Below are 13,114 nucleotides of genomic sequence, written 5' to 3'. Positions count from 1 at the left end.
CGGTCTTGACAAGACGGGACAACGCACAGCATCAGCGGACAGCGGCCCGACGCCGACTCAGCGGCGCTGGCAGCCGGCGCAGAAGAAGGTGCTGCGCTGGCCCTGGACGATGCGCCGCACGGTGGCGCCGCAACGCCGACAGGCCTCGCCCTCGCGGGCGTAGACGAGGGCCTGCTGCTGGAAGGCGCCGGCCATCCCGTGCACGTCACGGAAGTCGCGCAGGGTGCTGCCACCGAGTGCGATGGCCTGGCCCAGCGTCTCGCGCAAGGCCGCCAGCAGGGCCGCCGCGCGCGGCCGGCTGATGCGATCGGCGCGGGCACGCGGATCGATGCCGGCGCGGTGCAGGGCCTCGCTGACGTAAATATTGCCGGCGCCCACCACGATGTCACCGGCCAGCAGGGCCAGCTTGATCGCGCAGCGCCGGCGCTGCAGCCGGGCGTGGAACCGCTCAGGCGTCAGTGACGGATCGAAGGGTTCGTCGCCCAGACGCGCCAGCAGGGTGGCCGCCGGCGCCTGGTCAGGTGCCGCCGACCAGACCGCGGCGCCGAAACGGCGCGGGTCATGCAGACCGAGCAGGCCCTGGTCGGTCCCCAGCTGCAGATGGACGTGAGGGGGCAGTGGCGGCAGATCCGGCGCAGCGCCTGCGGCCGACCAGGGCCACCGCAGGGTCGCATCGAACTGCAGCGCGCCGGACATGCCCAGATGCAGCAGCAGACCCGGTCCGCCGTGCAGACCCGGGGCCAGGTTCGGGGCAGGCTCCTCCGGCACCGTCACGTGCGGCCCGTCGGCCGGCAGCAGCGGCAGCCACAGGTACTTGCCGCGCCGCTGCATCGCTCCCAGCCGGGCCCCGTGCAGGGTCTGCGGCGCGATACCGAGCGGCCAGCGCAGGGGCTTGCCCAGACGCACCCAGACCAGGCGCGCACCCAGCAGACGATCGGCCAGACTGAGCCGCGTGACTTCAACCTCGGGCAACTCCGGCATGTGGAACATTATGCGGGGCGCACCGCTCCCTAGAATGGCCTGCACCTGCAGCGCCGCCCGTGCGCGGCCGGGCCCCGCGGCGGACTGCCGGCGCAGCCCCGACCGCGCCTCGCCGGACGTGCCGCGCAGACACCTCTACGCCCAGGGAGTCCCCATGTCCGGCCCGTCCGCAGTCCCGCTCCGCCCCGGCCGCGCCCGTCGCTGCCCAGCGGTCCTGTCCGCCCTGTCCGCCTTGCTGGCGGGGCTGCTGGCGACGCCGGCCGCCCTGGCGGCGACCGATGCCGCACCGCCGGCCCCCGTGCCGCAACGCTCGGCGATGGATGCGCCCTTGTTCTACCAGCTGCTGATCGGCGAGATCGAGCTGCGCCAGGGCCATGCCGGCAATGCCTACGAGGTGATCTTCGACGCGGCACGGCGCCAGAACGACGACCAGCTCTACGAGCGCGCGGTACAGATCGCGCTGGAAGCCCGCGCCGGCGAACAGGCCCTGAGCGCCGTCCAGGCCTGGCGCCGGGCCCGGCCGCGCGCGGTCGAACCATTGCGCTACCAGGCCCAGCTGCTGCTGGCGATGAACCGTGCGGGCGAACTGGTCGAGCCGCTGTCGAGCTGGCTGAAGCTGGCCCGTGACGACGAACGCCTGGGCGTGCTCGCCAACGTGCCACGCCTGCTGGGCCGCATCGAGGACCGCGCCCAGGCGCTCCAGCTCGGCGAACAGGTGCTCGAACCCTGGCGCGAACCACCCGCCACCCGCATGGCGGCCGGCATGGCCCGTGCCCAGCTGCTGCTGGCCGCCGGCCGTCAGACCGAGGCCCTGGCCCTGGCCGGCGCCCTGCAGCAGGCCCAGCCCGACGCCCCCGGCCCGGCCTTGCTCGCACTCGACCAGGCCGCGCGCCAACCCGAGGCCGAGGCCCTGGTGCTGCGCTACCTGGCGCAGCCCGGCGCGCTGCCGGCCGTGCGCCTGGCCTGGGTGCGCCAGCTGGCCCTGCAACAACGCTACGGCGATGCCCTGGCCCAGCTCGACCGCGTCACGCGCGAGCAACCCCGCCTGCCGGAACCCTGGCTGACGCTGGGGGCGATGCAACTGGAACTGCGTCAGCCCCAGGCGGCCGAACAGGCGCTGCAGACCTATCTGCAGCGCCTGGACGAGGCCGCAGCCGACGACGCCCGCCAGCAAGCCGAACGTGCCGCACGGCAGGCCGGCAGCCCGGGCGGTGACGAGGTCGAAGCCGACGCCGACGAGACCGACGACGCCCCGGCCACCGACCGCGAGGAAGGCCGCACCCAGGCCTGGCTGCTGCTGGCCCAGGCCGCCGAGCAACGCGGCGATCTGCCTGCCGCCGACGCCTGGCTGGCGCGCATCGACAACCCACAGCGGGCACTCGAGGTGCAGGGCCGACGGGCCGCCCTGCTGCTGCGCCGCGGCGGCACGCTGGATCAGGCCCGCGCACTGATTCGGGCCGCCCCCGAGCGCACCGGCGAGGACGCCCGCGCGAAAGTGGTCACCGAGGTGCAGCTGCTGCGCGAGGCCAAGGCGTGGCGCGAAGCCGGCGCCCTGCTGGAACAGGCCGTCGTCCAACGCCCTGAAGACACCGACCTGATCTACGAACACGCGATGGTCGAGGAAAAGCTCGATCGGCTCGACCGCATGGAGGCCCTGCTGCGCCGCGTGATCGCGCTGAAGCCGGACCATGCCCACGCGTACAACGCGCTGGGTTACTCGCTGGCCGATCGCGGCCTGCGCCTGGACGAGGCGCGCGACCTGATCCGCCGCGCGCTGGAACTGACCCCGGGGGACCCCTTCATCACCGACAGCCTGGGCTGGGTCGAGTTCCGGCTCGGCCGGACTGACGAGGCGCTGCGCCTGCTGCGCCAGGCCTATGCGGCACGGCCGGATCCGGAGATCGCCGTCCACCTGGGCGAGGTGCTGTGGAGCGTCGGCCAGCAGGACGACGCGCGCCGGCTGTGGCGAGAGGCCCGCGAGCGCGACGCCGACAACGCGGTGCTGCGCGAGACCCTGCAGCGGCTGCGGGTGACGCCGTGAGCGCAGCGGCTCCGACGCGTCGGCAGGCCTTGCAGGCCCTGATGTCCGCCGCGATGCCCCGGGTCACGGCCGTCCTGTGGCCGGCACCCGCCGCCCTGGCGCTGCTCGGTGGCTGCGCCAGCCCCGGCCAACCGGCACGACCGCGCCATGCCGGACGGCTGGCCCTGCGCACCGAAGGGGAGGACAGCCGCAGCTTCACCTCCGCCTTCGAGCTCTATGGCAGCGCGCGCGAAGGCCGACTGATGCTGAACTCGCCGCTGGGCACCACGGCGGCCCAGGCCAGCTGGAGCCCGCGCGGCGCCAGCCTGCAGCAGGGCGCCAGCCAGCAGGACTACCCCGATCTGGACCGCCTGTCCCAGGACCTGCTGGGCGAAACCCTGCCGCTGGCGGCCCTGTTCGACTGGCTGGATGGCCGCCCCTGGGACGGCGCGGCCGCACGCGCCACGGCCGACGGGTTCACCCAACTGGGCTGGCGGATCGACACCCGCGGCCTGAACGACGGCCTGCTGGACATGCGTCGCGCAGAGCCCGGCCCACCCCTGAGCCTGCGTGTACGGCTGGAACGCGATCCCAGCTGACCCGCGGACGGCCTGCACGATCACCCAGGCCGCCCTCCTTTTCCTCTCGACCGCCCTGTCTTCGATACCGTGAGCCTGACCGCCCTGCTCGACGTGCCCGCACCGGCCAAGATCAACCTGTTCCTGCACATCATCGGACGGCGCGATGACGGCTACCACCTGCTGCAATCGGTGTTCGCGCTGATCGACTGGGCCGACACGCTGCACTTCGAGCGCCGCAGCGACGGCCGTCTGCAACGCCACGACCTGGGCCCGGCCCTGCCCGCGGACGACCTGTGCCTGCGGGCCGCACGCGCGCTGCAACAGGCCTCGGGCTGCAGCGCAGGCGCCGACATCTCGATCGACAAGCAGGTGCCCTGGGGGGCCGGTCTGGGCGGCGGCAGTTCGGATGCGGCCAGCACGCTGCTGGCGCTCAACCGCCTGTGGGGCCTGCACTGGCCCCGCGAACGGCTGGCCGCGCTGGCGGTGACGCTGGGCGCGGACGTGCCCTTCTTCATCGGCGGCCACAACGCCTTCGTCGAAGGCATCGGTGAACGGCTGACGCCCATCGAACTGCCGGAATCGACCTACGTGGTCGTCAAACCGGCGGCCTCGATCGCGACCTCCAAAATTTTTTCGTCGCCCCTCTTGCGCAGGTCCACAAAGCCATCTATAGTCATGGACTTCCTAGCGCACAACGCGAAACGCAACGAAGCAGACGCAGCGACGCAGAACGGATCAGCAACCTGCACAACAGGTTACGGATACAACGATCTGCAAGCCGCCGCCGAAGCCGAATGCCCCGAAGTCACGCAAGTGGCCCGGTGGCTGGAAACCCGATACGGCAACAGTCGTATGTCAGGCTCCGGCAGCGCAGTGTTCGCCAGGATCGACATGCAACAGCCGCCCAAGGCGACAGCGCAGCAGGATGACCATCCCGCTGCATGGGCGGCAAGAACATGTCGCAGCTTGTCCCGCCACCCTCTGGTGGACTGGGTCAGCTGAAGGTTTGAAGGGTCTGACGAAAGTCAGGTCCTGTGTAGGGGAGTCGCCAAGTTGGTCAAGGCATCGGATTTTGATTCCGACATGCGAGGGTTCGAGTCCTTCCTCCCCTGCCAAACATCTTTCTGAACGGTTCCGTTCAAATCCCCCCGTATTGATCGCAGTCCTGCCGGCGCCGTGTGGCGCTGGCACATACACGGAGCGCGCCGTGCTGTTCAACACCGTGCTGTTCACGGGCAATGCCAATCCGGCACTCGCCCAGGAAATCGCCCGCAATCTCGGCGCCGAACTCGGCAAGTGCCACGTCGGCAAGTTCTCCGACGGAGAAGTCACGGTCGAGATCCAGCAGAACGTCCGTGCCCGTGACGTCTTCGTCGTGCAGTCCACCTGCTCGCCGACGAACGACAACCTCATGGAACTGCTGATCATGGTCGATGCGTTGAAGCGCGCCAGCGCGCGCCGCATCACCGCCGTGATCCCCTACTTCGGCTATGCCCGCCAGGATCGCCGCCCGCGCTCGATGCGCGTGCCGATCTCGGCCAAGGTCGTCGCCAACCTGCTGGAGACCGTGGGCGTCGAGCGCGTGCTGACGATGGACCTGCACGCCGACCAGATCCAGGGTTTCTTCGACATTCCGGTCGACAACATCTACGCCTCGCCGGTGCTGCTGTCCGATCTGCAGAGCAAGGCCTACCCCGATCTGGTGGTGGTCTCGCCGGACGTCGGCGGCGTGGTCCGTGCCCGTGCGCTGGCCAAGCAGCTGGGCACCGATCTGGCCATCATCGACAAGCGCCGCCCGAAGGCCAACGTCTCGGAAGTGATGCACGTCATCGGCGAGATCGAAGGCCGCAACTGCGTGATCATGGACGACATGATCGACACCGCCGGTACGCTGGTGAAGGCCGCCGAGGTGCTGAAGGACCGTGGCGCCAAGCGCGTCTTCGCCTACTGCACGCACCCGATCCTGTCGGGCCCGGCCGTCGACCGCATCGCCAACAGCCAGCTCGACGAGGTGGTGATCAGCAACACGATCCCGCTGTCGGACGCCGCGGCCGCCTGCAAGAAGATCCGCCAGCTGTCGGTGGCCTTCCTGTTCGCCGAGACCATCCGCCGCATCTCGGACGGCGAATCGGTCACCTCGCTGTTCTCGGAACAGAACAACAACTTCTGATCCGCGGAGACACCGCATCCCGCCGCAAGGGCGCCGCAGTCGTGGCGCCCTTGTCGCATTTTCGAGACCCTGACGTGCGAACCGAGGGGTCTGTTCAACCGGGCAGCCTGGTCGCGGGCTGCCCACACATGGAGCACACCATGCAATTCACCGCCTTCGCGCGCACCCTGCAGGGGACCGGAGCGAGCCGCCGCCTGCGCATCTCGGGCAAGGTCCCGGGCATCGTCTTCGGCGCCGGCGAGCCGGCCACCATCGAGCTGGACCACAACGCCCTGTTCCACGCGCTGAAGAAGGAAGCTTTCCACAGCGCCGTCCTCGAGATGACCCTGGGCGACAAGGTCGAGAAGGTCGTCCTGCGCGACTACCAGCTGCACGCCTACAAGCAGCAGGTCCTGCACATCGACTTCCAGCGCGTGGACGCCACCACCCGCCTGCGCAAGAAGGTGCCGCTGCACTTCACCGGTGAGGCCGACTCCGTCGCCGTCAAGACCGACAAGTGCACCGTCTCGCACATCACGACCGAAGTCGAGATCGAGTGCCTGGCGCTGCAACTGCCGGAATTCATCGCCGTCGACCTGTCGGGTCTGACGCTGGGCCAGTCGGTCCACGCCAGCGACCTGAAGCTGCCGGAAGGCGCCAAGCTGGTGCGTCATGGCAATGCCAACGCCACCCTGGCCACGGCCGTCGCACCGAAGGTCGAGGAAATCGTGGTCGCCGCCGCGCCGGCCGCTCCCGCCAAGAAGGGCAAGAAGAAGTAAGCACACCGCGTGTGTGCCCGGTGCCGGACGCCCTCGGCGATCCGCACCGGCTTCTCCTCAGGAAACCCGCCATCCAGCGGGTTTTTTTTCGCCTGCACCACCACACAATCAGCGGGCATGAACCCCTACGACCCCGCCGCCCTCGAATGCCTGGCTGCACTGGCCGACGCGGGCAGCTTCGAGCGCGCCGCCCAGCGCCTGTCGATCACGCAATCGGCCGTCTCACAGCGCTTGCGCGCGCTCGAGACCAGCCTCGGGCGGCTGCTGGTCGTCCGCTCGCGCCCCCTGCGGCTGACGGAGCCGGGCAAGGTGCTGCTGCGCTATGCCCGCCAGATGCAGGCCATGCGGGCCGACATCGCCCGCGAACTGGGTGCGGCCACCGGGCAGGACGAGCGGCTGCCGATCGCCGTCAACGCCGACAGCCTCGCCACCTGGGTGCTGCCGGCCCTCGATGCACTGGTGCACGAAGGCCAGCGCGACGGCTTCGGCCTGGAGCTGATCGTCGATGACCAGGACTTCACCCACGACTGGCTGCGCGAGGGTGCGGTGCTGGGCTGCGTCAGCACCGTGGCCGACGCGCTGCGCGGCTGCCAGGTCTCGACGCTGGGCGTGATGCGCTACATCGCGGTGGCCAGCCCGGACTTCATCGCCCGCCACCTGCCGGACGGGCTGCACGGCGGCAACTTCGCGCGCGTGCCCTGGCTGGTGTTCAACCGCAAGGATGACAACCACGCGATCTGGGTCGCCCAGGCCTTCGGCATCCAGGGCCCGCGGCTGGTCGAGCGCCATGTGCCCTCGACGGAAGCCCATCTGCGCGCTGCGCTGATGGGCTGGGGCATCGGCGTGATGCCCGAGCAGATGGCACGCGAGGCGCTGGCCGCCGGCCGCCTGCAGGCCCTGCACCCGCAGGCCTGCGTCGACGTGGTGCTGCACTGGCACCAGTGGAAACTGCAGGGCGAGAGCCTGCCGGCCCAGGCCAGCGCGGCCGATCACCTGCTGCGCGCCGGTGTGCTCGAACGCATCGGCCTGGCCCTGGCCGAGGGTGCGCGGCAGGCGCTGCGGCCCGTGGGCGACTGAAGCTCCCCCGAAGGAGCGCCCCCGCCGCGCCGCGTCCAGGCCCCCCGCCGGAGTGCGCCGGACGGCACGGCGCCGCCGCCGATAATCCGCCCCATGATTCGACTGATCGTCGGCCTGGGCAACCCCGGGCCCGAATATGAGGACACCCGCCACAACGCCGGCTTCTGGTGGGTCGATGCGGCCGCGCGCCAGCTCGGCGTCACGCTGTCCCATGACAAGGCCTACCACGGCCTGGTGGGCCGGGCCAATCTGCCGGGCGGCCCGCTCTGGCTGCTCAAGCCGCTGACCTTCATGAACCTGTCGGGCAAGGCGGTCTCACCGCTGGCCCGCTTCTTCAAGATCGAGCCGTCGCAGCTGCTGGTCGTCCATGACGAGCTGGACCTGCTGCCCGGCCAGATGAAGCTCAAGCAGGGCGGCAGCCCGGCCGGCCACAACGGCCTGAAGGACATCCACGCCCAGCTCGGCAGCCCCGACTACTGGCGGCTGCGCCTGGGCATCGGCCACCCGGGCCACCGTGCCGAGGTCGCCGCCTACGTGCTGCGCAAGCCACCGGCAGCCGAGCGCGAGGCCATCGAGGCCAACGTCGAGACCTCGCTGAAGGCCCTGCCGCTGATGCTCGACGGTGCAATGGACCGCGCGCTGCAGCAGGTGCATGCCAAGCCGGCGCGGCCGAACAAGCCGCGGCCCGTCGCCACGCCCCCCGCGCCGGACGACCCCGGCGAACCCTGAGGAGACCCCCGCCATGACCCGTCCCCGTTCCGGCCCGCTTCATGCGTCCCTGTTCAGGAGCCTGGTCCTGGCATCGCCGGTGCTGGCGGTCATCCTGCTGGCCGCACCGGCCCGCGCGGGCGACGCGGTGCCGCGCACCATCTGGCGCTGCGGCGACAGCTACAGCCATCAGCCCTGCCCGACCGACGCCGCCGCACGCCCGGCGGCCGGCGCGCGCAGCCTGGCCGTCACCGATGCGCTGACCCCGGAGCGTCAGCGCGAGGCCCGGGCGGTGGCCACGCGCGAGCAGGCGCTGGTCGCCCGGTGGGCCCGCGAACGTGCACAGGCCTGGCGCGAGGCCGGCAGCGGCCTGTCGGGCATGGGGCCCGCGCCCGCGCCGGATCTCAAGCGCCCGAAGGCGTCACGTCCGGTGGAGAAAAAGGCATCGGCGGCACCGCGGCCGGGGAGCCGGTCAGCGTCGTCACCGCCGCGGCGCGCATCAGATGCTCGTACTTCGCCATCAGCTGCTGGGGCGTCTCCACGTGCTCAGGATTGAGCGGGATGCACTCGACCGGACAGACCTGCACGCACTGCGGCTCGCCGTGGTGACCGACGCACTCGGTGCAGCGCGCCGGATCGATGACGTAGAAGGTCTCGCCCATCGAGATGGCCTGGTTCGGGCACTCGGGTTCGCAGACGTCGCAGTTGATGCACTCCGACGTGATCATCAGGGCCATGGCGGATCCGGTACAGGCTGAGGCGGGTGGAGGGGGCCGGCGCGCGCTCAGGCGGCGGACGGCTCGGACGGCGGCTGGGTCACGCGGTCCTTGAGGCGGCGCAGCACGCCCGGCGCGACGAACTTGGAGACATCGCCGCCCAGGGTGGCGATCTCGCGCACGAAGGTGCCGCTGACGAACTGGTACTGGTCGCTCGGCGTCAGGAACAGCGTCTCGACCTCGGGCATCAGCTGGCGGTTCATGCCCGCCATCTGGAACTCGTACTCGAAGTCGCTGACCGCGCGCAGGCCGCGCACCACCACATGGCCGCCATTGGCCACGACGAAATCGCGCAGCAGGCCGCGGAAGGCCACCACCTCGACGTTCGGATACGGCGCGGCGATCTCCTGCGCGATCTCCAGCCGCTCGGCGATGGTGAACATCGTGCGCTTGTGGTGGCCGGCGGCCACCGCCAGGATCAGGCGGTCGAACAGGCGCGAGGCCCGGCGCATCAGGTCCTCGTGGCCGAGCGTCATCGGATCGAAGGTGCCGGGATAGACGGCGACGCGGGCGGCGGGCACGGGATGGCTCATCGCGGGGACTCCGGGGACACCGCCGTCGCGGGCAGCCGCTGCAGCAGATGGAAATGCACGGCACCGGCACGCCCCTGGCGCCAGACGGACCAGCCCGCGGGCACGTCGGCCGCGGCGAGCGGGGCCGGCGACTCCAGATAGATCAGCCCGCCCTCGGCCACCAGCGGGGCGGCGGCAACGAGCGCGGGCGCCTGCAGACCGGCGTCGAACGGCGGATCGAGCAGCACCAGCTCGAAGGAGGCCGGCGCACAACCGCGCATCCACGACAGGGCCTCGACGGCATCGATCTGCAGCGCCTCGGCCTTCAGCCGGGTGCGGCTGTCGCGCAGGCTGCGCACCAGCGCGGGGTCGCGTTCGAGCAGACGGACCTGGGCGGCCCCGCGCGAGGCCGCCTCGAAGCCGAGCGCCCCGCTGCCGGCGAAGGCGTCGAGCACGCGCCAGCCGGCCAGGTCCTGGCCCAGCCAGTTGAACAGGGTCTCGCGCACGCGGTCAGGCGTGGGCCGCAGGCCGGGCCGTTCGGCCACCGGCAGCAGGCTGCGCCGCCACTGGCCACCGACGATGCGCACCTGGTGCGCACCCATCACTGGCGCACCGGAATGCCGCGCGACGCCATCATGGCCTTGGCCTGCGCGACGCTGAAGGTGCCGAAGTGGAAGATGCTGGCGGCCAGCACGGCGTCCGCGCCGCCGATCTGCACGCCATCGGCCAGATGCTCGAGTGCGCCGACGCCGCCCGAGGCGATCACCGGCACCGGCACCGCGTCGCTGACGGCCCGCGTCAGCTCCAGGTCGAAGCCGATCTTGGTGCCGTCGCGGTCCATGCTGGTCAGCAGGATCTCGCCGGCGCCGTGCTCGGCCATCTGCCGGGCCCAGGCCACGGCGTCGATGTGCATGTTCTTGCGGCCGCCGTGGGTGTAGACGTCCCAGCCCGGGCCCTTGGCGGCCAGATCGTCACCGACACGCTTCTTGGCGTCGATGGCCACGACGATGGCCTGCGAGCCGTACTTGTCGCTGGCCTCGCGGATCACCTCGGGGTTGGCCACCGCGGCCGAGTTGAAGCTGACCTTGTCGGCGCCCGCGTTCAGCAGACGGCGCACATCGGCCACCGTGCGCACGCCGCCGCCCACCGTCAACGGGATGAAGACCTGCGAGGCCACGGCCTCGATGATGTGCAGGATCAGGTCTCGGCCGTCGCTGGTGGCGGTGATGTCGAGGAAGGTCAGCTCGTCGGCACCCTGCTCGTTGTAGCGGGCGGCGATCTCGACCGGGTCGCCCGCATCGCGCAGCTCGACGAAGTTGACGCCCTTGACGACGCGGCCGCCGGTGACGTCCAGGCAGGGAATGATGCGTTTGGCGAGCATGGGGTGCGCGGGGAGCGGCTTCAGTCGCCGCGGCCGTTGAGTGCGTCCGCCCGGGCCTGCCCTGCGGCGAAGTCCAGCGAACCGGTGTAGATCGAGCGGCCGCAGATCACGCCCTCGACGCCTTCCTTCTCGACCGCGCACAGCGCCTCGATGTCGGCGATGTTGCTCAGGCCGCCGGAGGCGATGACGGGGATCGTCAGCGCCTGGGCCAGCTTGACCGTGGCCTCGATGTTGATGCCGGTGAGCATGCCGTCGCGGCCGATGTCGGTGTAGATCACGCTCTCGACGCCGTAGTCCTGGAACTTGCGGGCCAGATCGACCACCTCGTGGCCGGTCAGCTTGCTCCAGCCGTCGGTGGCGACCTTGCCGTCCTTGGCGTCCAGGCCGACGATGATGTGGCCGGGGAAGGCGCTGCAGGCGTCCTTCAGGAAGCCCGGGTTCTTCACCGCGGCGGTGCCGATGATGACGTAGCCGATGCCGTCGTCCAGGTAGCGCTCGATGGTGTCGAGGTCGCGGATGCCGCCACCCAGCTGCACCGGGATGTCGTCACCGACGGCGCTCAGGATGGCCTTGATCGCCGGCTCGTTGACCGGCTTGCCGGCGAACGCCCCGTTGAGGTCGACCAGATGCAGGCGGCGGGCGCCGGCATCGACCCACTTGCGCGCCATCGCGGCAGGGTCCTCACCGAAGGTGGTCGACGCGTTCATGTCGCCCTGTTGCAGGCGCACGCAGTGGCCGTCCTTGAGGTCGATGGCGGGAATCAGCAGCATGGCTGGTCAGTCAGGGCGAGTGGAGGGAGGAAGGGCGTGGCGCAGACACGGGGCAGAACCGGCGTGCCCCTGTCACAGGGCCGCACACCGGCGCCACAGCGGCGCACACGCGAGGCGAGGAATCGGTTCAAGGCTTCCAGGCGAGGAAGTTGCGGTAGAGCATCAGGCCGTGCTCCGCGCTTTTCTCGGGATGGAACTGGGTGGCAAAAATGTTATCCCGCGCCACCGCACAGGTAAAGGCGTCGCCGTAGTCGGTCAGGCCCGCCGCGTGGCGCGGGTCATCGGGCTGCGCCCAGTAGCTGTGGACGAAGTAGAACCAGGCGTCATCGGGCACGCCGGCCCACACCGGGTGCACGGCGCCGTCGTGGGCCTGCTGGCGCACGCGGTTCCAACCCATCTGCGGCACCTTGTAGCGGCTGCCGTCGGGCTGGGTGCGGCCGGCCAGCTGGAAGCGGCGCACGCGGCCCGGGATCAGGCCCAGGCCCGGCGTGTCGCCCTCCTCGCTGTGGTCGAGCAGCATCTGCATGCCCACGCACACGCCCATCAGCGGCCTGGTGGCGGCGGCCTCCAGCACGGCATCCTGCAGGCCGCTGTCGGCCAGCTCGCGCATGCAGTCGCGCATCGCGCCCTGGCCGGGCAGCACCACGCGCTCGGCCGCGCGCACGTCCTCCGGACGCTGGGTGACGAGGACGGTGTGGCCGGACGCGGCGGCCACGTGCATCACGGCCTGGGACACCGAGCGCAGGTTGCCCATACCGTAGTCGACGACGGCGACGGTCTTGCTCATGGGATTACAGCGAGCCTTTGGTGGAAGGGATGACGCCGGCCGAACGCGGGTCCAGCGTCAGCGCCATGCGCAGCGCGCGGCCGAAGGCCTTGAAGGCCGTCTCGCACTGGTGGTGCGCGTTGACGCCCTTGAGGTTGTCCACGTGCAGCGAGACCAGCGCGTGGTTGACGAAGCCCTGGAAGAACTCGTAGACCAGCTGCGTGTCGAGCTGGCCGATCATGCCCGCGGTGAAGGGGATGTGCATCTGCAGGCCCGGACGGCCCGAGAAATCCACCACCACGCGCGACAGCGCCTCGTCCAGCGGCACGTAGCTGTGGCCGTAGCGGGTGAGGCCCTTCTTGTCGCCGACGGCCTGGGCGATGGCCTGGCCGAGCGTGATGCCGACGTCCTCGACGGTGTGGTGGCCATCGATGTGCAGATCGCCCTCGCAGTGGATCTCGAGGTCGATCAGGCCGTGGCGCGCCACCTGGTCGAGCATGTGGTCGAAGAAGCCGATGCCGGTGTCGAGCACCGCGTGGCCGGTGCCGTCGAGGTTGACGCGCACCCGGATCTTGGTCTCGTTGGTGTTGCGGGTGACTTCGGCGATGCGCATG

At 70.7% G+C, this 13,114-nt stretch carries 15 protein-coding genes and 1 tRNA gene; 8 read left to right on the top strand and 8 right to left on the bottom strand.

What is annotated here, in order from left to right:
• Window positions 1-57 precede the first annotated feature (57 nt).
• Window positions 58-981, bottom strand: a complete 924-nt coding sequence (gene mutM, locus AACH11_RS06575) for a bifunctional DNA-formamidopyrimidine glycosylase/DNA-(apurinic or apyrimidinic site) lyase (RefSeq protein WP_341373404.1) — start codon at window positions 979-981, stop codon at window positions 58-60.
• A gap of 232 nt (window positions 982-1,213) precedes the next feature.
• Between mutM and AACH11_RS06570 the strand changes: the two genes are divergently transcribed.
• From AACH11_RS06570 to pth, 8 genes are all read left to right on the top strand, one after another.
• Window positions 1,214-3,022, top strand: coding sequence for a tetratricopeptide repeat protein (locus AACH11_RS06570; RefSeq protein WP_341373403.1), 1,809 nt, complete (start codon window positions 1,214-1,216; stop codon window positions 3,020-3,022).
• A 53-nt stretch (window positions 3,023-3,075) separates the two neighbouring features.
• Window positions 3,076-3,600 (top strand): lipoprotein insertase outer membrane protein LolB, encoded by a 525-nt coding sequence (locus AACH11_RS06565; RefSeq protein WP_341373402.1) that lies wholly within the window; start codon window positions 3,076-3,078, stop codon window positions 3,598-3,600.
• A 69-nt stretch (window positions 3,601-3,669) separates the two neighbouring features.
• Complete coding sequence (ispE, locus tag AACH11_RS06560; protein ID WP_341373401.1) at window positions 3,670-4,584, top strand: 4-(cytidine 5'-diphospho)-2-C-methyl-D-erythritol kinase; 915 nt, start codon at window positions 3,670-3,672, stop codon at window positions 4,582-4,584.
• Window positions 4,585-4,620: 36 nt separating this feature from the next.
• Window positions 4,621-4,697 (top strand) — tRNA-Gln (locus tag AACH11_RS06555).
• A gap of 92 nt (window positions 4,698-4,789) precedes the next feature.
• Complete coding sequence (locus tag AACH11_RS06550; RefSeq protein WP_341373400.1) at window positions 4,790-5,752, top strand: ribose-phosphate pyrophosphokinase; 963 nt, start codon at window positions 4,790-4,792, stop codon at window positions 5,750-5,752.
• Window positions 5,753-5,892: 140 nt separating this feature from the next.
• A complete protein-coding gene (locus AACH11_RS06545; RefSeq protein WP_341373399.1) occupies window positions 5,893-6,510 on the top strand; it encodes a 50S ribosomal protein L25/general stress protein Ctc in 618 nt (205 codons plus the stop codon).
• Window positions 6,511-6,627: 117 nt separating this feature from the next.
• Window positions 6,628-7,587: a LysR family transcriptional regulator ArgP gene (locus AACH11_RS06540; RefSeq protein WP_341373398.1), complete on the top strand. Its 960-nt coding sequence runs from the start codon at window positions 6,628-6,630 to the stop codon at window positions 7,585-7,587.
• A 93-nt stretch (window positions 7,588-7,680) separates the two neighbouring features.
• Window positions 7,681-8,316 (top strand): aminoacyl-tRNA hydrolase, encoded by a 636-nt coding sequence (gene pth, locus AACH11_RS06535; RefSeq protein ID WP_341373397.1) that lies wholly within the window; start codon window positions 7,681-7,683, stop codon window positions 8,314-8,316.
• Between the two features lie 383 nt (window positions 8,317-8,699).
• Here pth and AACH11_RS06530 read toward each other — a convergent pair whose 3' ends face one another.
• The 7 genes from AACH11_RS06530 to hisB all read right to left on the bottom strand — a co-directional run bounded on the left by AACH11_RS06530 (window position 8,700) and on the right by hisB (window position 13,113).
• Entirely contained in the window at window positions 8,700-9,032 is a 333-nt protein-coding gene (locus AACH11_RS06530; RefSeq protein ID WP_341373396.1) for a YfhL family 4Fe-4S dicluster ferredoxin, read from the bottom strand.
• A 47-nt stretch (window positions 9,033-9,079) separates the two neighbouring features.
• Window positions 9,080-9,604 (bottom strand): pantetheine-phosphate adenylyltransferase, encoded by a 525-nt coding sequence (gene coaD / locus AACH11_RS06525; protein ID WP_341373395.1) that lies wholly within the window; start codon window positions 9,602-9,604, stop codon window positions 9,080-9,082.
• Window positions 9,601-10,185, bottom strand: a complete 585-nt coding sequence (rsmD, locus tag AACH11_RS06520; RefSeq protein ID WP_341373394.1) for a 16S rRNA (guanine(966)-N(2))-methyltransferase RsmD — start codon at window positions 10,183-10,185, stop codon at window positions 9,601-9,603. Before rsmD ends, coaD begins: the two co-directional genes overlap by 4 nt.
• A complete protein-coding gene (gene hisF, locus AACH11_RS06515; protein WP_341373393.1) occupies window positions 10,185-10,964 on the bottom strand; it encodes an imidazole glycerol phosphate synthase subunit HisF in 780 nt (259 codons plus the stop codon). Before hisF ends, rsmD begins: the two co-directional genes overlap by 1 nt.
• Window positions 10,965-10,984: 20 nt before the next feature.
• Complete coding sequence (hisA, locus tag AACH11_RS06510; protein ID WP_341373392.1) at window positions 10,985-11,734, bottom strand: 1-(5-phosphoribosyl)-5-[(5-phosphoribosylamino)methylideneamino]imidazole-4-carboxamide isomerase; 750 nt, start codon at window positions 11,732-11,734, stop codon at window positions 10,985-10,987.
• A 127-nt stretch (window positions 11,735-11,861) separates the two neighbouring features.
• Window positions 11,862-12,521 carry an imidazole glycerol phosphate synthase subunit HisH gene (hisH, locus tag AACH11_RS06505; RefSeq protein WP_341373391.1) on the bottom strand — a complete coding sequence of 220 codons (660 nt, stop codon included), beginning with the start codon at window positions 12,519-12,521 and terminating at the stop codon, window positions 11,862-11,864.
• A gap of 4 nt (window positions 12,522-12,525) precedes the next feature.
• On the bottom strand, window positions 12,526-13,113 hold the full coding sequence (gene hisB, locus AACH11_RS06500) for an imidazoleglycerol-phosphate dehydratase HisB (protein ID WP_341373390.1): 588 nt from the start codon (window positions 13,111-13,113) through the stop codon (window positions 12,526-12,528).
• Window position 13,114 lies beyond the last annotated feature (1 nt).

Origin of the sequence: Pseudaquabacterium rugosum (assembly GCF_038066575.1) — a bacterium.
Taxonomy (GTDB): Bacteria; Pseudomonadota; Gammaproteobacteria; order Burkholderiales; family Burkholderiaceae_C; genus Pseudaquabacterium; species Pseudaquabacterium rugosum.
Note: the sequence above shows the minus strand (reverse complement) of the source record. Positions and strands in the feature narration are given on the sequence as shown.